The 19,771-nt window shown below is 54.9% G+C and carries 13 protein-coding genes; 9 read left to right on the plus strand and 4 right to left on the minus strand.

The annotated features are described in order from the left end of the window. The first annotated feature begins 41 nt into the window (after positions 1-41). The 9 genes from ACVCAM_RS01035 to ACVCAM_RS01075 all read left to right on the plus strand — a co-directional run bounded on the left by ACVCAM_RS01035 (position 42) and on the right by ACVCAM_RS01075 (position 13,418). Complete coding sequence (locus ACVCAM_RS01035) at positions 42-3,710, plus strand: DNA translocase FtsK 4TM domain-containing protein (RefSeq protein WP_025912930.1); 3,669 nt, start codon at positions 42-44, stop codon at positions 3,708-3,710. Between the two features lie 128 nt (positions 3,711-3,838). Then, complete coding sequence (gene lolA, locus ACVCAM_RS01040) at positions 3,839-4,453, plus strand: outer membrane lipoprotein chaperone LolA (RefSeq protein ID WP_021240884.1); 615 nt, start codon at positions 3,839-3,841, stop codon at positions 4,451-4,453. A gap of 9 nt (positions 4,454-4,462) precedes the next feature. Beyond that, positions 4,463-5,806: a replication-associated recombination protein RarA gene (rarA, locus tag ACVCAM_RS01045; protein ID WP_008499984.1), complete on the plus strand. Its 1,344-nt coding sequence runs from the start codon at positions 4,463-4,465 to the stop codon at positions 5,804-5,806. A gap of 92 nt (positions 5,807-5,898) precedes the next feature. Further along, complete coding sequence (gene serS, locus ACVCAM_RS01050; RefSeq protein ID WP_008499983.1) at positions 5,899-7,191, plus strand: serine--tRNA ligase; 1,293 nt, start codon at positions 5,899-5,901, stop codon at positions 7,189-7,191. 211 nt (positions 7,192-7,402) lie between these two features. After that, the gene (dmsA, locus tag ACVCAM_RS01055; protein WP_447093484.1) at positions 7,403-9,847 is read left to right on the plus strand and encodes a dimethylsulfoxide reductase subunit A; all 2,445 of its coding nucleotides are present in this window, start codon (positions 7,403-7,405) and stop codon (positions 9,845-9,847) included. 10 nt (positions 9,848-9,857) lie between these two features. Further along, positions 9,858-10,475, plus strand: a complete 618-nt coding sequence (locus tag ACVCAM_RS01060; protein WP_021240882.1) for a DMSO/selenate family reductase complex B subunit — start codon at positions 9,858-9,860, stop codon at positions 10,473-10,475. A 1-nt stretch (position 10,476) separates the two neighbouring features. Further along, positions 10,477-11,340: a dimethyl sulfoxide reductase anchor subunit family protein gene (locus ACVCAM_RS01065; protein WP_447093485.1), complete on the plus strand. Its 864-nt coding sequence runs from the start codon at positions 10,477-10,479 to the stop codon at positions 11,338-11,340. A 275-nt stretch (positions 11,341-11,615) separates the two neighbouring features. Then, positions 11,616-12,764 (plus strand): MFS transporter, encoded by a 1,149-nt coding sequence (locus ACVCAM_RS01070; protein WP_008499979.1) that lies wholly within the window; start codon positions 11,616-11,618, stop codon positions 12,762-12,764. A 123-nt stretch (positions 12,765-12,887) separates the two neighbouring features. Continuing rightward, a complete protein-coding gene (locus ACVCAM_RS01075) occupies positions 12,888-13,418 on the plus strand; it encodes an anti-virulence regulator CigR family protein (RefSeq protein WP_023292887.1) in 531 nt (176 codons plus the stop codon). A 35-nt stretch (positions 13,419-13,453) separates the two neighbouring features. On the opposite strand, the gene pflA is transcribed toward ACVCAM_RS01075, so the two are convergent. From pflA to ycaO, 4 genes are all read right to left on the minus strand, one after another. After that, positions 13,454-14,194 carry a pyruvate formate lyase 1-activating protein gene (gene pflA, locus ACVCAM_RS01080; RefSeq protein ID WP_025912934.1) on the minus strand — a complete coding sequence of 247 codons (741 nt, stop codon included), beginning with the start codon at positions 14,192-14,194 and terminating at the stop codon, positions 13,454-13,456. A gap of 203 nt (positions 14,195-14,397) precedes the next feature. Further along, positions 14,398-16,680: a formate C-acetyltransferase gene (pflB, locus tag ACVCAM_RS01085; protein WP_008499975.1), complete on the minus strand. Its 2,283-nt coding sequence runs from the start codon at positions 16,678-16,680 to the stop codon at positions 14,398-14,400. A 51-nt stretch (positions 16,681-16,731) separates the two neighbouring features. After that, positions 16,732-17,589, minus strand: coding sequence for a formate transporter FocA (focA, locus tag ACVCAM_RS01090; protein WP_008499974.1), 858 nt, complete (start codon positions 17,587-17,589; stop codon positions 16,732-16,734). 406 nt (positions 17,590-17,995) lie between these two features. Then, the gene (ycaO, locus tag ACVCAM_RS01095) at positions 17,996-19,756 is read right to left on the minus strand and encodes a 30S ribosomal protein S12 methylthiotransferase accessory factor YcaO (RefSeq protein ID WP_023292885.1); all 1,761 of its coding nucleotides are present in this window, start codon (positions 19,754-19,756) and stop codon (positions 17,996-17,998) included. Positions 19,757-19,771 lie beyond the last annotated feature (15 nt).

Raw genomic sequence — 19,771 nt, forward strand, 5'->3', positions numbered from 1 at the left:
AGCAAACAGGCAGGATATGCCTGATACCTGGAGAGCCTTTCTTGAGCCAGGAATACACTGAAGACAAAGAAGTCACACTATCGAAGCTAAGCAGCGGACGTCGTCTCCTCGAGGCTTTGCTGATTGTTATTGCCCTTTTTGCCGTCTGGCTGATGGCAGCCTTACTCAGTTTCAACCCCTCTGATCCCAGCTGGTCACAAACTGCATGGCATGAGCCTATCCATAATTTAGGCGGTGTCCCCGGTGCCTGGCTTGCGGACACGCTGTTTTTCATTTTCGGTGTGATGGCCTACACCCTTCCCGTCATTATCATTGGCGGATGCTGGTTTGCGTGGCGTCATCGTCAGAACGATGATTACATCGACTATTTCGCCGTCTCGCTGCGCCTGATTGGCGCGCTGGCGCTGATTCTCACTTCCTGCGGGCTGGCAGCGATCAATGCGGATGATATCTGGTACTTCGCCTCTGGCGGGGTAATCGGCAGTTTATTAAGTTCCGCGCTTCAGCCGATGCTGCACAGCAGCGGCGGCACGCTGGCGCTGCTGTGCATCTGGGCCGCCGGGCTGACGCTGTTTACCGGCTGGTCCTGGGTGAGCATTGCCGAGAAAATTGGCAGCTTTATCCTCACCATTCTGACCTTCGCCAGTAACCGTACCCGTCGTGACGATACGTGGGTGGATGAAGACGAATACGAAGATGAAGAGGAAGACGACGCGCCTGTGCAGCGTCGCGAGTCTCGTCGTGCCAGAATTCTGCGCGGTGCGCTGGCGCGTCGCCAGCGTGTTGCTGAGAAATTTGCCAACCCGCTGGGCCGTAAAACCGATGCGGCGCTCTTCTCCGGTAAACGCATGGATGAAGACGAGCAGGTTGAGTACCGTGCCGCAGGTACCGCCGTCGATCCTGATGATGTGCTTTTTTCCGGTAGCCGTGCCACGCCGGGTGACTTCGACGAATACGATCCACTGTTGAACGGCCACTCGGTTACCGAGCCGGTTGCGGCTGCCGCCGCCGCGACGACCGCTGCGCAGGCGTATGCCGCGCCTGTCGACGCCGTGATGCCATCCGCGCCGGTCCCGCCGCCGGAATCCGTTATTCAGCAACCTCAGGTTGACTGGCAGACTGCGCCGGGTGTTCATACGCCGGAGCCCGTTATTGCGCCTGAACCTGAAAGTTACATCCCCGTGCAGCAGGAACAGTGGCAGCAGCCTTATCAGCCGCCGCAGCCTGAGTATGCACCGCAGCAATATCAGCAGCCAGTGTCCCAGCCTTATCATGAGTACGTGCCTGAACCCGTTGAACCTGTGCAGCCTTACGTTGCACCGCAGCCTGAACCTGAGCCTGAAATCGTGGAAGAGGTGAAGCCTGCGCGTCCACCGCTGTACTATTTCGAAGAAGTCGAAGAGCGCCGTGCGCGTGAACGCGAACAGCTGGCCGCCTGGTATCAGCCTGTGCCTGAACCGGTGCAGGAGCCGGTTACGAAGGCGCCTTCTGTTCCGCCGGTCGACCCGACGCCTGCTGTAGCACCCGTAGCGGAAGGCGTTAAGCAGGCTACTGCGGCCGCAGCAGCAGCGGCACCGGTCTTTAGCCTGGCAACAGGGGGCGCACCGCGTCCTCAGGTGAAAGAGGGGATTGGTCCGCAACTGCCTCGTCCTAACCGCGTCCGCGTGCCAACCCGCCGTGAGCTTGCTTCTTATGGCATCAAGCTGCCTTCCCAGCGCATGGCTGAAGAAAAAGCGCGCGAGTCTGAGTACGACGATGATGCTGATGAAATGCAGCAGGACGAGCTGGCCCGCCAGTTCGCTGCGCAACAAAATCAGCGCTACGGTCAAGACTATCAGCACGACGAACCTGCGCTAGAAGACGACGATGATGCGGCAGAAGCCGAATTAGCGCGCCAGTTTGCGGCAACGCAGCAGCAGCGTTACTCCGGTGAACAGCCGGCAGGGGCAAATCCGTTCTCACTGTCGGACTTTGAATTCTCGCCGATGAAAGATCTGGTGGATGATGGCCCAAGCGAGCCTTTATTTACCCCGAGCGTGATGCCGGAAGCTGAGCCTGTGCGCCAGCAGACACCATCTACCTACGCACAGCAACCTGTTCAACAGCCGTATGTGCAACCACAGCAGCCGCAGCAACAGCAGTTCCAGCAGCCTGCGCCACAGCCGCAGGAGAGCCTGATTCACCCGCTGCTGATGCGTAACGGTGACAGCCGTCCGCTGCAGCGTCCAAGCACGCCGCTGCCGTCGCTGGACCTGCTGACGCCGCCGCCAGCTGAAGTCGAGCCGGTTGATACATTTGCGCTGGAGCAGATGGCCCGTCTGGTTGAAGCCCGTCTGGCTGACTTCCGTATCAAGGCGGACGTCGTGAACTACTCGCCGGGTCCGGTGATCACCCGTTTTGAACTGAACCTGGCGCCGGGCGTAAAAGCCGCGCGTATTTCCAACCTGTCCCGCGACCTGGCGCGTTCGCTGTCAACCGTGGCGGTGCGCGTGGTGGAAGTGATACCGGGCAAACCGTACGTTGGTCTTGAGCTGCCGAACAAGAAACGTCAGACCGTCTACCTGCGTGAAGTGCTGGATAACACCAAGTTCCGTGATAACCCATCTCCACTGACCGTGGTGCTGGGTAAAGATATCGCTGGCGATCCGGTGGTGGCAGACCTCGCAAAAATGCCTCACCTGCTGGTCGCGGGTACCACCGGTTCCGGCAAGTCCGTCGGTGTGAACGCCATGATCCTCAGCATGCTCTATAAAGCGCAGCCGGAAGATGTGCGTTTCATCATGATCGACCCGAAAATGCTCGAATTGTCGGTCTATGAAGGTATTCCACATCTGCTGACTGAAGTGGTCACCGACATGAAAGACGCCGCCAACGCCCTGCGCTGGAGCGTGAATGAGATGGAACGCCGCTACAAGCTGATGTCTGCGCTGGGCGTGCGTAACCTGGCCGGCTATAACGAGAAAATCGCCGAAGCGGCGCGCATGGGCCGTCCGATTCCGGATCCGTACTGGAAGCCGGGTGACAGCATGGATGCCCAGCATCCGGTGCTGGAAAAACTGCCTTATATCGTGGTGCTGGTCGACGAATTCGCTGACCTGATGATGACCGTCGGTAAGAAAGTGGAAGAGCTGATTGCCCGTCTGGCGCAGAAAGCGCGTGCGGCCGGTATTCACCTTGTGCTGGCGACCCAGCGTCCTTCCGTAGACGTTATCACCGGTCTGATTAAAGCGAACATCCCGACGCGTATCGCCTTTACCGTATCAAGTAAAATTGACTCCCGTACCATTCTTGACCAGGGCGGTGCAGAGTCGCTGCTGGGAATGGGTGACATGCTCTATTCCGGGCCGAACTCCACCTCTCCGGTGCGTGTTCACGGCGCGTTCGTGCGCGACCAGGAAGTGCACGCGGTCGTGCAGGACTGGAAAGCGCGCGGTCGTCCGCAATACGTCGATGGCATCACCAGCGATACGGAAAGCGAAGGCGGCGGCGGTGGCTTTGACGGCGGTGAAGAGCTGGATCCGTTATTCGATCAGGCGGTGAATTTCGTTACCGAAAAACGTAAAGCGTCTATCTCCGGCGTACAGCGTCAGTTCCGCATCGGCTATAACCGCGCTGCGCGCATTATCGAGCAGATGGAAGCGCAGGGCATTGTGAGCGAGCAGGGGCATAACGGTAACCGCGAGGTGCTGGCTCCGCCACCGTTTGATTAACCTTTCGCGATTGCAAAGAAGGGTAAATCAGCCAAAATTAAGCATTTTCTTCTGTCGCCTGCCTCCGGGCAGGTCCAGAATAGAAGTCGGAAACCCCATATCGGGAAGACGTATTTTAAGGAATAACAATGAAAAAAATCGCCATCGCCTGTGCATTACTCACCAGTTTTGTCGCCAGCAGCGTCTGGGCTGATGCAGCCAGCGACCTTAAAAGCCGACTGGATAAAGTAAGCAGCTTCCACGCCAGCTTCACGCAGAAAGTGACGGACGGCAGCGGCAACGCGGTGCAGGAAGGTCAGGGGGACTTGTGGGTAAAACGGCCAAATCTGTTTAACTGGCACATGACCCAGCCGGATGAGAGCATCCTGGTGTCTGACGGTAAAACCTTATGGTTCTACAACCCGTTCGTTGAGCAGGCTACTGCGACCTGGCTGAAAGATGCCACCAGCAATACGCCATTTATGCTGATTGCCCGTAACCAGGCCAGCGACTGGCAGCAGTACAATATTAAACAGACGGGTGACGAGTTTGTCCTGACGCCGAAAGGCAGCAACGGCAACCTGAAGCAGTTCACCATCAATGTCAGCACCAACGGTACCATTAATCAGTTCGGCGCGGTTGAGCAGGACGATCAGCGCAGCAGCTATCAGCTCAAATCTCAGCAGAACGGCGCCGTTGATGCATCGAAGTTCACCTTTACCCCGCCGAAGGGCGTAACGGTGGACGACCAACGCAATAAGTAAGAGGCGTGAGTGGGCAATCTGTCGCTCGATTTTTCAGATAACGCGTTTCAACCTCTGGCCGCCCGTATGCGGCCAGAAAATTTAGCGCAGTACATCGGTCAGCAGCACCTGCTGGCTGCCGGTAAGCCCTTGCCGCGCGCCATTGAGGCGGGGCATTTGCACTCCATGATCCTCTGGGGCCCCCCAGGCACCGGCAAGACTACGCTTGCAGAAGTGATTGCCCGTTATGCCAACGCGGACGTTGAGCGTATCTCAGCGGTGACGTCCGGCGTGAAGGAGATCCGTGAGGCTATCGAGCGTGCACGTCAGAACCGCAACGCCGGACGCCGCACCATTCTTTTTGTCGACGAAGTCCATCGCTTCAACAAGAGCCAGCAGGATGCCTTCCTGCCGCATATTGAAGACGGCACGATCTTCTTCATTGGGGCGACTACCGAAAACCCGTCGTTTGAGCTGAACTCGGCGCTGCTTTCCCGTGCGCGCGTTTATCTGCTCAAATCGCTGACGACTGAGGATATCGAAAAGGTTCTCACTCAGGCGATGGACGACAAATCGCGCGGCTACGGCGGGCAGGATATCGTTCTGCCTGACGAGACGCGTCGTGCGATTGCCGAGCTGGTTAACGGCGATGCGCGTCGGGCGCTGAACACGCTGGAAATGATGGCCGACATGGCCGAGGTCGACGATGCCGGCAAGCGGGTGCTAAAACCGGAACTGCTCACCGAAATTGCCGGGGAACGCAGCGCGCGTTTCGATAATAAAGGTGACCGTTTTTACGATTTGATTTCGGCGCTGCATAAGTCCGTGCGCGGTAGCGCGCCGGATGCGGCGCTGTACTGGTATGCGCGCATTATTACTGCGGGTGGCGATCCGCTATACGTCGCGCGCCGCTGTCTGGCGATTGCCTCAGAAGATGTCGGCAACGCCGACCCGCGTGCCATGCAGGTCGCGCTGTCGGCCTGGGATTGTTTCACCCGGGTTGGACCTGCGGAGGGCGAGCGTGCCATTGCGCAGGCGATTGTCTATCTGGCCTGTGCGCCGAAAAGCAATGCCGTCTATACCGCGTTTAAGGCCGCGATGTCTGACGCACGCGAACGCCCGGACTACGATGTACCGGTTCATCTGCGTAATGCGCCGACCAAACTGATGAAAGAGATGGGGTATGGGCAGGAATACCGCTACGCTCATGATGAACCCAATGCCTACGCTGCCGGGGAGGAATATTTCCCGCAGGAGATGGCACAAACGCGCTATTATCACCCCACAAACAGAGGTCTTGAAGGAAAGATTGGTGAAAAGCTCACCTGGCTCGCCGGACAGGATCAAAATAGCCCTATAAAACGCTACCGTTAGTTCAATCGTTGCGGTAATGTTGGCAATTGTATCCTTGTGACCGCAGGCTGTGGTCACATTTCCTATTTTAATTCGATAAGCACAGGATAAGCATGCTCGATCCCAATCTGCTGCGTAATGAGCCAGACGCAGTCGCTGAAAAACTGGCACGCCGGGGCTTTAAGCTGGATGTAGATAAGCTGCGCGCTCTTGAAGAGCGTCGTAAAGTACTGCAGGTACAAACTGAAAATCTGCAGGCAGAGCGTAACTCTCGATCGAAATCCATCGGCCAGGCGAAAGCGCGCGGGGAAGATATTGAGCCATTACGCCTGGAAGTGAACAAGCTGGGTGAAGAACTGGATCAGGCGAAAGCTGAACTGGATGTTCTTCAGGCCGAAATTCGTGATATTGCCCTGGCTATCCCGAATATTCCTGACGACAGCGTGCCTGTCGGCAAAGATGAAAACGACAACGTTGAAGTGAAACGCTGGGGTACGCCTCGTGAGTTTGACTTCGAGGTGCGCGACCACGTGACGCTGGGCGAAATGCACGCGGGCCTGGATTTTGCGGCAGCGGTTAAGCTGACCGGCTCTCGCTTCGTGGTGATGAAAGGCCAGATTGCCCATCTGCACCGCGCGCTGGCGCAGTTCATGCTGGATCTGCACACCGAGCAGCATGGCTACAGCGAAACCTATGTGCCGTATCTGGTCAACCACGATACGCTGTACGGTACGGGCCAGCTGCCGAAATTTGCCGGCGACCTGTTCCATACCCGTCCGCTGGACGAGGAAGCAGACAGCAGCAACTACGCGCTGATCCCAACCGCGGAAGTGCCGCTGACTAACCTCGTGCGTGATGAGATCATCGACGAAGACGACCTGCCAATCAAACTGACGGCGCACTCTCCGTGCTTCCGTTCTGAAGCAGGATCTTACGGTCGCGACACGCGCGGTCTGATCCGCATGCACCAGTTCGACAAAGTTGAGATGGTGCAGATCGTCCGTCCTGAAGAATCCATGGACGCGCTGGAAGAGATGACCGGCCACGCGGAGAAAGTGCTGGAGCTGCTAGGTCTGCCATACCGTCGTATGGCGCTGTGCACCGGTGATATGGGCTTTGGTGCCTGCAAAACCTTCGATCTGGAAGTGTGGGTACCTGCGCAGAACACCTACCGTGAGATCTCCTCCTGCTCTAACGTCTGGGATTTCCAGGCGCGCCGCATGCAGGCACGTTGCCGCAGCAAATCTGATAAGAAAACCCGTCTGGTGCATACCCTGAACGGTTCTGGCCTGGCTGTGGGCCGTACCCTGGTTGCCGTGCTGGAAAACTATCAGCAGGCAGACGGTCGTATCGAGATCCCTGAAGTGCTGCGTCCATACATGAAAGGCCAGCAGTACATCGGCTAATAATTTGTCTTAAAACAAAAAAGCGCCTCAGGGCGCTTTTTTTATGCCTTTGGTTTGATACGACGCAATAACCTCTCCCTCTAAAGTAGTAATACTCCTTCGAATGAAAGTCAGCATAAAAAGCTGATAACGATAATATTCGTTATATATAAAACTACATAGCGGTTTGCGCCGCCTCTCTTTTCTTTGTGAGCAACCAAAGTGAGTCTCTATGAAAATCAACGCGCCTGAAGCATTAATGGCTGCCGAGGTCACTCGCCGTGGGTTGATGAAAACCACGGCAATAGGCGGCCTGGCCGTAGCCAGTAGTGCCTTCACGCTCCCTTTTACCCGACTGGCGTCGGCGGCAGATGCTCTGTCTCCGGCCACTTCGCCGGAAAAAGTGGTGTGGAGTGCCTGTACCGTTAACTGCGGTAGCCGTTGTCCGCTGCGTATGCATGTGGTGGATGGCGAAATTAAATATGTCGAAACCGACAATACCGGGCACGATAACTACGAAGGGTTACATCAGGTTCGTGCGTGTTTGCGTGGTCGCTCCATGCGTCGCCGCGTCTATAATCCGGACCGCCTGAAATATCCGATGAAGCGTGTCGGTAAGCGTGGGGAAGGGAAGTTCGAGCGGATTAGCTGGGATGAAGCCTACGATATCATCGCCACCAATATGCAGCGCCTTATTAAAGAGTACGGCAACGAATCCATCTACCTGAACTACGGTACCGGGACGCTCGGCGGCACGCTGACCCGTTCCTGGCCGCCGGGGAAAACGCTGGTGGCGCGCCTGATGAACTGCTGCGGCGGTTATCTCAATCACTATGGCGACTACTCCTCGGCGCAGATCGCAGCGGGACTGAACTACACCTACGGCGGCTGGGCGGACGGCAACAGCCCGTCAGATATCGAAAACAGCAAGCTGGTCGTGCTGTTCGGTAACAACCCGGGTGAAACCCGCATGAGCGGTGGTGGAGTAACCTACTACCTCGAACAGGCTCGCGCCAAATCCAATGCCCGCATGATCATCATCGATCCGCGCTATACCGACACCGGTGCCGGACGTGAAGACGAGTGGATCCCAATACGTCCGGGTACCGATGCGGCCCTGGTCTCCGCGCTGGCGTGGGTGATGATCACCGAGAACCTCGTCGATCAGCCTTTCCTGGATAAATACTGCGTCGGCTATGACGAGAAAACCCTGCCAGCCAGCGCACCGGCAAACGGACATTACAAAGCTTACATTCTCGGTCAGGGTAGCGACGGCGTGGCAAAAACGCCGGAGTGGGCGTCCACCATCACCGGCATCCCGGCAGAGCGTATCGTTCAGCTGGCGCGTGAGATTGGCTCAGCCAAACCAGCTTACATTAGCCAGGGCTGGGGTCCGCAGCGTCATGCGAACGGTGAAATTGCGACCCGAGCCATTTCCATGCTCTCCATTCTGACCGGCAACGTCGGTATTCACGGCGGTAACACCGGCGCGCGTGAAGGCTCATATGAAGTGCCGTTTGAACGTATGCCAACGCTGGATAACCCGGTTCAGACCAGCATCTCCATGTTTATGTGGACCGATGCGATTGAACGTGGCCCGGAAATGACCGCCCTGCGCGACGGCGTGCGCGGTAAGGACAAGCTGGACGTGCCGATCAAGATGATCTGGAACTACGCCGGCAACTGTCTCATCAACCAGCACTCTGAAATCAACCGCACCCATGAAATCCTGCAGGACGACAAGAAGTGCGAGATGATTGTGGTGATCGACTGCCACATGACCTCCTCGGCAAAATATGCCGATATCCTGCTGCCGGACTGCACCGCCTCTGAGCAGATGGATTTCGCGCTGGACGCCTCCTGCGGCAACATGTCCTACGTGATCTTTACCGACCAGGCGATTAAACCGCGCTTCGAGTGCAAAACCATTTATGAGATGACCTCTGAACTGGCGAAACGTCTAGGCGTTGAGCAGCAGTTCACCGAGGGGCGTACTCAGGAAGGGTGGATGCGCCATCTGCATGAACTCTCCCGTAAGGCAATTCCTGACCTCCCTGACTTTGATACCTTCCGCAAGCAGGGGATGTACAAACAGCGCGATCCGGAAGGACACCACGTGGCGTACAAAGCGTTCCGTGAAGATCCGCAGGCGAACCCGCTGACCACGCCGTCGGGCAAAATCGAAATCTATTCCGAAGCGCTGGCAAAAATTGCCTCCACCTGGGAGCTGCCGGAAGGGGATGTTATCGATCCGCTGCCGATCTACACGCCGGGCTTTGAAAACTATAACGATCCGCTGACGGCGAAATTCCCGCTGCAGCTGACCGGCTTCCACTATAAAGCGCGTGTTCACTCCACCTACGGTAACGTCGACGTGCTGAAAGCCGCCTGCCGCCAGGAGATGTGGATCAACCCGATGGACGCGAAAGCGCGCGGCATCAGCAATGGCGATCGCGTGCGCATCTTCAACGGTCGCGGCGAGGTGCATATTGAAGCCAAAGTCACCCCGCGCATGATGCCCGGCGTGGTGGCGTTAGGGGAAGGGGCCTGGTACAGCCCGGATGCCAACCGCATCGACCAGGCAGGCAGTATTAACGTACTGACCACACAGCGTCCGTCGCCGCTGGCGAAGGGTAACCCATCCCACACTAACCTTGTCCAGGTTGAAAAGGTTTAAGGAGTAACCGATGACAACTCAGTATGGATTTTTTATTGATTCCAGCCGTTGTACCGGGTGCAAAACCTGCGAGCTGGCCTGCAAAGATTACAAAGACCTGACGCCGGACGTGAGCTTCCGTCGCATCTACGAATACGCCGGGGGCGACTGGCAGGAAGATAACGGCGTCTGGCATCAGAACGTCTTTGCGTATTACCTGTCAATTGCCTGTAACCACTGTGAAGATCCCGCTTGTACAAAAGTCTGCCCGAGCGGGGCGATGCACAAGCGAGAAGACGGTTTTGTGGTGGTGGATGAAGATGTCTGCATTGGCTGTCGCTACTGCCATATGGCCTGTCCGTACGGCGCGCCGCAGTACAACGCCGCTAAAGGCCACATGACCAAATGCGACGGCTGCCACACCCGCGTAGCGGATGGCAAAAAGCCAATCTGCGTCGAGTCCTGTCCGCTGCGCGCGCTGGACTTCGGTCCTATTGAAGAGCTGCGTCAAAAACACGGTCAGCTTGCCGCCGTGGCACCGCTGCCGTCTGCGCACTTCACGAAGCCGAGTATTGTGATTAAACCTAACGCCAACAGCCGTCCTACAGGTGACACCACCGGCTACCTGGCAAATCCGAAGGAGGTGTGAGATGGGAAGTGGATGGCATGAATGGCCGCTGATGATCTTCACGGTCTTTGGTCAGTGCGTAGCGGGCGGCTTCATTGTGCTCGCGCTGGCGTTGTTGAAAGGTCGTCTCAATGCTGAACAGCAGCAGCGCCTGGTGTTGAGTATGTTTGGCCTGTGGGTGCTGATGGGGATCGGCTTTATCGCCTCTACGCTGCACCTGGGTTCGCCGATGCGCGCGTTTAACTCCCTGAACCGCGTGGGGGCCTCATCACTGAGTAACGAGATTGCCAGTGGCGCAATTTTCTTTGCCGTCGGTGGGCTAGGCTGGCTGCTGGCCGCTATGAAGAAGTTGCCTGCGGGTCTGCGCAGCCTGTGGCTGATTGTGACCATGGTGCTGGGCGTAGTGTTCGTGTGGATGATGGTGCGTGTCTATAACACCATCGATACCGTCCCCACCTGGTACAGCGTCTGGACGCCAATGAGCTTCTTCCTGACGATGTTTATCGGCGGGCCGCTGCTGGGCTACCTGCTGCTGCGCGTGGCGGGTGTCGACGGATGGGCAATGCGTCTGCTGCCCGCTGATTCGCTGCTGGCGCTGGTAGTGAGTGCTATAGTCGCCCTGATGCAGGGTTCTGAACTGGCAACCATTCACAGCTCTATTCAGCAGGCCTCTGCCCTGGTGCCGGACTACGGTGCGCTGATGGCCTGGCGTATCGTTCTGCTGGTCGCCGCGCTGGTATTCTGGATTGCCCCTCAGCTCAAAGGATATCAGCCGGCGCTGCCGCTGCTGTCACTGGCTTTTGTGCTGGTACTGGCGGGTGAACTGATTGGTCGCGGCGTGTTCTACGGGTTGCATATGACCGTTGGTATGGCTGTCGTCAGTTAACGTTTCATTTGGTTATATCAAGCCGGGCCAGAGTGCCCGGCTTTTTCTTTTTTCGATCATGAAATTTTTCGACTGTCGTTTTGTTTTAATTTCCCCCATTAATAAATGAAAACAGAGACATAATTAATATCTATAGCAGGCGTGGCATTAGCAGGATAAGTTTTTTAAATCGACAGAGAACATATTGTGCGAGGCGGCTAAATCAGTGGATTGACTTTGTTTTTGCCAGTGGCATGATGCGCACGAAATCTGAACTTCCTCACGGTTTTTAATCCATGACCACCTATACCCGGCCAGTGCTGCTGTTGCTCTGTGGCCTGCTTTTGTTGACCCTGGCGATCGCAGTGTTAAATACGCTCGTCCCGCTGTGGCTCGCCCATGAAAACTTACCGACCTGGCAGGTGGGTATGGTCAGCTCGTCCTTTTTTACCGGCAACCTTCTTGGAACCCTGGTGACCGGGAGCCTGATTAAGCGCTTTGGCTTTAACCGCAGCTATTATCTGGCCTCGCTGATTTTCGCCGCCGGATGTGCGGGGCTGGGCCTGATGGTCGGCTTCTGGAGCTGGATGGCATGGCGCTTTATCGCCGGTGTTGGCTGCGCGATGATTTGGGTGGTCGTTGAAAGTGCGCTGATGTGCAGCGGCACCTCCCGCAACCGCGGACGCCTGCTGGCTGCCTACATGATGGTTTACTATGTCGGCACCGTGCTGGGACAACTGATGGTGAGCAAGCTGCCAACCGACCTGATGAGCGTTCTGCCGTGGGTAACGGGCATGGTGCTGGCCGCAATCCTGCCGCTGCTCTTTACCCGCATTGTGAACCAGAACAGTGAACACCAGGAAGCAACCCACGTCTGGCCCATGCTGAGACTGCGTCAGGCCCGTCTGGGCGTTAACGGCTGCATTATCTCGGGGATTGTCCTCGGCTCGCTCTATGGCCTGATGCCGCTTTATCTGAACCATCAGGGCGTCAGCGACTCCGGAATTGGCTTCTGGATGGCGGTGATGGTGAGTGCGGGTATTGTTGGACAATGGCCAATTGGCCGTCTGGCTGATCGCTTTGGCCGTCTGCTGGTGCTGCGCGTTCAGGTCTTCGTGGTGATCATGGGATGCCTCGCCATGCTCAGCAATGCCGCGATGGCACCCGCGCTGTTTATTCTTGGAGCGGCAGGTTTTACGCTTTATCCGGTCGCGATGGCGTGGGCCTGTGAGAAAGTTGAGCATCACCAGCTCGTGGCAATGAACCAGGCGCTTTTACTGAGCTATACCATCGGCAGCTTATTAGGGCCGACGTTTACCGCGATGCTGATGCAAAATTATTCCGACAATTTACTGTTTATCATGATCGCCAGCGTGTCGTTTATTTATCTCTTAATGCTGCTGCGTAAAGCGGGCGAACATCCAACGCCTGTGGCACACGCCTGATTAAATAAAAGCCTGTCATCGACAGGCTTTTTTGTCCCTGTCACATATAAGACTTTTACGTATTGTTTGTTTTTCCCCCCTGGCGATAATTCAAATGAGTTCTACCACTAAAAGGCAACAATCATGTCTATACGTCGTTTTTCCACTACCGCACTTGCCGTAGTGTTGTCTTTAACGTTTGCAACGGCTCCGGTCATGGCTAATCCTGGCAACGGGAACGGCGGTGGTCACGGAAACGGTGGCGGACAAGGTAATGGCGGCAATCATGGTAACGGGAATTCTGGTAACTCCGGTAACCATGGTAATAAGCAAAATAGCGGACAGGATAACCCTGGAAAATCGGATAAGAACTTCAAAAACAGCAAAGATGTCGGTAATGACGTTGATGCTCGCGTGAGCTTCGATCATGTCCGTCATCTTGCCGTGAATTACGGCTTAACGGGCTATAAGTCACTGCCCCCGGGGATCGCAAAAAACCTGGCGCGCGGTAAACCACTGCCTCCGGGTATTGCGAAGAAGGCCGTTCCGGCCTCAATGCTGGACCAGCTTCCTTCCTATCCCGGCTACGAATGGCGCGTAGTGGGTGACGACCTGGTCTTAATTGCGCTGAGTACTGCGATTGTGACTTCCGTTATTAACGGCGTCTTTAAATAGAATAAAAAAGGCCCGGTTCTCACCGGGCCTTTTCTTTAATACATCACTTTGTGACCGTACTGTTCAAGAATACCTTTGACGCGTTCCATCGTCTCTTTTTTCGGCGGCTTCACGCCATCAAGCTTGTACTCTTCACCCATGGCCACCCATTTATGTTTACCCAGCTCGTGATAGGGCAGAAGCTCGATTTTCTCGACGTTGCCCATGTCGCGGGTAAATTCTCCCAGGCGGTGCGCGGAGTCGTCGTCATCTGACCAGCCAGGAACAACCACGTAGCGGATCCAGGTTTTGATGCCCTTGTCGGCAATGTATTTGGCAAACTCCAACGTGCGGTGGTTGGAGACGCCCACCAGATTCTGGTGGATCTCATCATTCATCTGTTTGAGATCGAGCATCACCAGATCGGTCACGTCGAGCAGTTCATCAATCACCGGATCGTAGCGACGTACAAAGCCGTTGGTGTCGAGGCAGGTATGAATGCCTTCTTTATGGCAGGCGCGGAACCAGTCGCGGACAAACTCAGCCTGAAGAATGGCTTCACCGCCGGACGCGGTCACACCGCCGCCGGAGGCGTTCATAAAGTGGCGATAGGTCACCACCTCTTTCATCAGATCGTCGACGGTGACTTCTTTACCGCCGTGCGTGTCCCAGGTGTCGCGGTTATGGCAGTACAGGCAGCGCATCAGGCAGCCCTGGAAAAAGGTGATAAAGCGGATACCCGGGCCATCGACGGTGCCACAGGATTCAAAGGAGTGAATACGACCAATAGTTGACATTGCGGTGATATCTCCATCATCGGCCCGTCCGGGGCCTGTGTATGCACAGCTCAAAGCCGGCTGTGTTAAGTCTGTTTTGGCTGTTATCCATTCAGTATAGATAGCGGACAAAAGAGACTGAGGTGGAGAGGGTGCTAAAAAGGCCCCACTGACGTGGAGCCTTTATTGTACGCTTGTTAACGCGTGATTTCAGTCAATTCCACTTACATGGACTGAGTGAAAGTACGGGTGATAACGTCCTGCTGCTGTTCTTTAGTCAGGGAGTTAAAACGTACTGCGTAGCCAGATACACGGATGGTCAGCTGAGGATATTTCTCAGGATGTTCCATCGCGTCGAGCAGCATTTCACGGTTCATGACGTTCACGTTCAGGTGCTGACCACCTTCGATGGACGCTTCGTGGTGGAAGTAACCATCCATCAGACCCGCGAGGTTAGTTTTACGCACTTCGTCGTCTTTACCCAGCGCATTTGGCACGATAGAGAAGGTGTAGGAGATACCATCTTTCGCGTAAGCAAACGGCAGTTTAGCGACAGAAGTCAGAGAGGCAACCGCACCTTTCTGGTCACGACCGTGCATTGGGTTTGCACCTGGGCCGAATGGCGCGCCAGCACGACGACCGTCTGGGGTGTTACCGGTTTTCTTACCATACACAACGTTAGAGGTGATGGTCAGAACAGACTGAGTCGGGATAGCGTTACGGTAGGTAGTCAGTTTCTGAATTTTCTTCATGAAACGTTCTACCAGGTCAACCGCCATGTCATCAACGCGAGAATCGTTGTTACCAAACTGCGGATATTCGCCTTCGATTTCGAAGTCGATAGCCAGACCGTCTTCGTCACGAATTGGTTTAACTTTCGCATATTTGATTGCAGACAGGGAGTCAGCAGCAACGGACAGACCTGCGATACCACACGCCATGGTGCGGATAACGTCACGGTCGTGCAGCGCCATCAGAGAGGCTTCGTAGCTGTACTTGTCGTGCATGTAGTGGATAACGTTCAGCGCAGTGACGTACTGTTTCGCCAGCCAGTCCATGAAGTGGTCCATGCGTTCCATGACTTCGTCATAGTTCAGCACATCACCTTTGATCGGCTCAGACTTAGGACCAACCTGCATTTTCAGTTTTTCATCAACGCCGCCGTTGATTGCGTACAGCATGGTTTTCGCCAGGTTTGCACGCGCACCGAAGAACTGCATTTGCTTACCAACAACCATTGGGCTTACGCAGCAAGCGATAGCGTAATCGTCGTTGTTGAAGTCCGGACGCATCAGGTCATCGTTCTCGTACTGCAGAGAAGAGGTGTCGATGGACACTTTAGCGGCGAATTTCTTGAAGTTCAGAGGCAGTTTTTCAGACCACAGAACGGTGATGTTCGGCTCCGGAGAAGGACCCATGGTGTACAGGGTATTCAGGAAGCGGAAGCTGTTTTTGGTCACCAGAGTACGGCCGTCAACGCCCATACCGCCGATGGATTCAGTTGCCCAGATTGGGTCACCGGAGAACAGCTCATCGTATTCAGGGGTACGCAGGAAGCGAACCATACGCAGTTTCATGACCAGGTGGTCAATCATTTCCTGAGCGTCTTGCTCGGTGATTTTGCCTGCTTTCAGGTCACGTTCGATATAGGCATCCAGGAAGGTGGATACGCGACCGAAGGACATTGCTGCGCCGTTCTGAGATTTAACTGCGGCCAGGTAGCCGAAGTAGGTCCACTGGATAGCTTCCTGAGCGTTGGTAGCAGGACCAGAGATATCGCAGCCGTATTTAGCAGCCATCTCTTTGATCTGACCCAGCGCGCGGTGCTGTTCAGCGATTTCTTCACGCAGACGGATAGTCGCTTCCAGGTTTACGCCGTTTTCCAGATCGGACTGCAGGGAAACAAACTGCGCGTACTTGTCTTTCATCAGGAAGTCGATACCGTACAGCGCAACGCGACGGTAGTCACCGATGATACGGCCACGGCCATATGCATCTGGCAGACCAGTCAGAACGCCAGATTTACGGCAGTTCAGAATGTCTTTGGTGTAAACATCGAATACGCCCTGGTTGTGGGTTTTGCGGTATTCGGTGAAGATTTTTTTCAGCATTGGGTCCAGCTCGCGGTTATACGCTTTGCATGAACCTTCAACCATTTTAATACCACCGAACGGGATGATTGCGCGTTTCAGTGGTGCTTCAGTCTGCAGACCAACGATTTTCTCAAGGGCTTTGTTGATATAGCCAGCATCGTGAGAAGTGATGGTGGAAGCAACGGAGGTGTCAAAATCAACTGGCGCGTGAGTGCGGTTTTCCAGTTTAACGCCTTCCATTACGCTGTCCCACAGCTTGGTGGTCGCGTCAGTTGCGCCAGCCAGGAAGGATTCGTCACCTTCATACGGGGTATAGTTTTTCTGAATGAAGTCACGTACGTTTACTTCATTCTGCCAGTCACCTTTCGCAAAACCTTCCCAGGCTGTGGCTAACTTTTCATTAAGCTCGGACATGTAACACCTACCTTCTTAAGTGGATTTTTTATTTACTGCCTGAGAAAACCATCAATGATGATCGTCGCCACGCAGGTAAATGACCCAGTATGTCAACCCAACTAACAGACCCCCACCGATAATGTTCCCGATAGTGACAGGGATCAGGTTATCAGTAATGAAATTCATAATAGTCAGGTGTGAGAAACTTTCCGGGGATGAACCAACTGCGGTCCAGAACTCCGGGCTCGCAAAGTCGCGGATAACAATGCCCATTGGGATCATGAACATATTGGCGATACTGTGCTCAAAGCCGCTGGCAACAAACATCGCAACCGGCAGAACCATAATTAAGGCTTTGTCCATCAGGCTACGACCCGAGTAGCTCATCCATACAGCCAGGCAGACCATCAGGTTAGCGAGGATGCCGAGAGCAACGGCTTCGATAAATGTGTGGTGCATTTTGTGGTCGGCGGTTTGCAGGACGTTAAGGCCCCAGCCACCGTTGGCGGTCATGTACTCGCCAGAAAGCCACATCAACAAAACAAAGAGCAGACAACCAACCAGGTTACCCACGTAAACATTAAGCCAGTTACGTGCCAGCTGACCCCAGGTAATTCTTCCGCTCGCCTTTGCCACGACAATCAGCACCGTTGAGGTGAAGAGGTCGGCGCCGCAAATGACGCAAAGAATCAGACCCAGTGAGAAACAAATGCCGCCAATCAGTTTGGCCATGCCGAAAGGCATTCCGGCAGTACCGGTGGTGGCGGTGATGTAGAAGACGAAAGCGATAGAGATGAACACACCAGCCGTGATCGCCAGATAGAACGTCTTCATCGGGTGTTTCGTTGCTTTATAGACACCTGCTTCTTCGGCAACTTTGGCCATCGCAGCAGGGAGTAAAAGATCAAAAGGGTTGTCAGCTTTCACACTAACTCTCTCTTTATTAAGTCGGCGACGAGATACTAACAAAGCATTATAGAAGAGAAATTGATATAGATCATATCTCGCCTGGCTTATAGGCCCGCAATGTGTATGGATTTACAGCAAATGCGGAGTAAGTATTTGATTATCCGTATAAAAATAAATTTTAAAAGTTATGAAAAGAGTTGAATTTTTTCGTTCGGCCACCTCTTTATCAGTTAATTAATATGGAGTATTAACCATAAAAAGTAACAGTAAAGCCCAGATCAATATTATTATATTTACCCGTGTTTAACTTTATTATTACAATCAACAATCATTGCCGAAGGAAATAAAAAAAGGGGCAATGAAATTGCCCCGTAATATAGCCCAGACGATTGAATACGCCTACTGCTGGTAATGTTATGTGCGCTTATTTTGACCAGTAAGCGGCTTTTGCTTTCTGCAGCTTTTCGTAGGCCTTCAGCAGCGACTGATGCGCCGGGAAGGCTTTCAGATCGCTATCAACAGCCTGCAGGCCATAGAACGGCGCTTCGCCGCTCAGGGCTGCGCTGGCTGCTTCAACGGCCTCAGCGCCGTACATACGCACGAAAGCATTCAGATATTGCAGCGGTTCGCGATCCTCTTCCTGTGCAAGCAGCAGCAGGGTTTGCAGGCAGCGGTAATAGTTGGTGCGCTCGGCAGAGAAGACCGACTGGTTGAACTCCATGGTCCACTCGGTCCAGGCCAGGGCCTGATCCAGATCGCCGCCCGCCAGGGCCAGCATCGCTTTCAACTCACCGATGCGCAGGGTGTACCAGCCGTTGTCTTTACCGGTCGCCAGGCCCAGGAGTTCGCGTACGCGGGTGAAATCATCGTGGCCTTCTTCGTCCAGCTGGGCGATCAGGTTCAGATAATCTTCTTTCTCCCATTCGCTGCCCGGCAGAGCCAGCAGCGTTTCTCGCAGATGCGCGCCCATGCTGTTGTTTGCCAGCCACAGATCTTCCGCCGGATAGATATCAGACATGCCAGGCACGATGATGCGGCACGCGTAAACGCCCAGGTGCTCGTAATCGGCAATGTACACTTCCTGGTCTTCCGCGTTAAAGATCGCCATCAGCGTCGCGAACTCTTCTTCCGTGGTACCGGCAAAGCTCCAGTCCACGAACGGATAGTCCGCGTCCTGCTTGAACATATCCCAGGAAATTAAGCCGCTGGAATCGATGAAGTGGGTTTCGAGGTTGGTATGCTCGGCCACTTCTTCATCGTCAAACGTTGGCGGCGTAAACACGTCGAGATCTTTCAGGCTACGGCCCTGGAGCAGCTCGGTAACGGTACGCTCCAGCGCCACGCCGAAGTCCGGGTGCGCGCCGAAGGAGGCGAAGCAGGTGCCGTTGGTCGGGTTAAACAGCACGACGCAGATCACTGGATACTTGCCGCCCAGCGAGCCGTCATACGCAAAGATTGGGAAACCTTCTGCTTCCAGCTTGGCGATGGATTCCACCACGCCCGGGTAGCGCGCCAGCACCTCTGCCGGAATTTCAGGCAGGCTGATGGATTCGGCAATAATGCGGTTTTTGATATGACGCTCGAAGACTTCAGACAGCCCCTGCACGCGCGCTTCATTGCGGGTGTTACCGGCGGACATGCCGTTAGACACATACAGGTTGCCGACAATGTTCATCGGAATATAGACGGTCTGCTCGTCAGATTGACGGGTAAACGGCAGGGCGCAAATACCGCGATCGTCGTTGCCGGACTGCAGATCGATCAGCATGCTGGCGGTCAGTTCGTTTTCCGGATCGTAGAAGGCACGCAGGCGCGCGTCGAGAATTCCTTCCGGCAGTTCATCGTCTTCGGTCAGCGGGAACCATTTTTCGTTCGGATAGTGAACGAACGGGCCGTTGGCGATGGTTTCGCCCAGCCAGAAGTCAGCGAAGAAATAGTTGGTGGACAGACGCTCAAAATACTCACCCAGCGCGGAGGCCAGTGCCGCTTTTTTTGTCGCGCCTTTACCGTTGGTAAAGCACAGGGCACAGTCTTTATCGCGAATATGCACGGACCAGACATGAGGCACCGGATTGAGCCAGGAGGCTTCTTCGATGTTAAAACCCAGGTCGGTCAGTTTCTGCTGGAAGCGAGCGATGGAATCTTCCAGAGCGGCGTCTTTGCCGGGGATAAACGTTTGAGTCATGGCGTTCACTTTTAT

This window comes from Enterobacter sp. CFEC122, from assembly GCF_052983755.1.

Coding starts and splice junctions, on each gene's coding strand:
- ycaO (WP_023292885.1), bottom strand. CDS start 19,756: ATGACTCAAACGTTTATCCCCGGCAAAGACGCCGCTCTGGAAGATTCC.
- ACVCAM_RS01070 (WP_008499979.1), top strand. CDS start 11,616: ATGACCACCTATACCCGGCCAGTGCTGCTGTTGCTCTGTGGCCTGCTT.
- serS (WP_008499983.1), top strand. CDS start 5,899: ATGCTCGATCCCAATCTGCTGCGTAATGAGCCAGACGCAGTCGCTGAA.
- pflA (WP_025912934.1), bottom strand. CDS start 14,194: ATGTCAACTATTGGTCGTATTCACTCCTTTGAATCCTGTGGCACCGTC.
- ACVCAM_RS01060 (WP_021240882.1), top strand. CDS start 9,858: ATGACAACTCAGTATGGATTTTTTATTGATTCCAGCCGTTGTACCGGG.
- dmsA (WP_447093484.1), top strand. CDS start 7,403: ATGAAAATCAACGCGCCTGAAGCATTAATGGCTGCCGAGGTCACTCGC.
- pflB (WP_008499975.1), bottom strand. CDS start 16,680: ATGTCCGAGCTTAATGAAAAGTTAGCCACAGCCTGGGAAGGTTTTGCG.
- ACVCAM_RS01065 (WP_447093485.1), top strand. CDS start 10,477: ATGGGAAGTGGATGGCATGAATGGCCGCTGATGATCTTCACGGTCTTT.
- lolA (WP_021240884.1), top strand. CDS start 3,839: ATGAAAAAAATCGCCATCGCCTGTGCATTACTCACCAGTTTTGTCGCC.
- ACVCAM_RS01075 (WP_023292887.1), top strand. CDS start 12,888: ATGTCTATACGTCGTTTTTCCACTACCGCACTTGCCGTAGTGTTGTCT.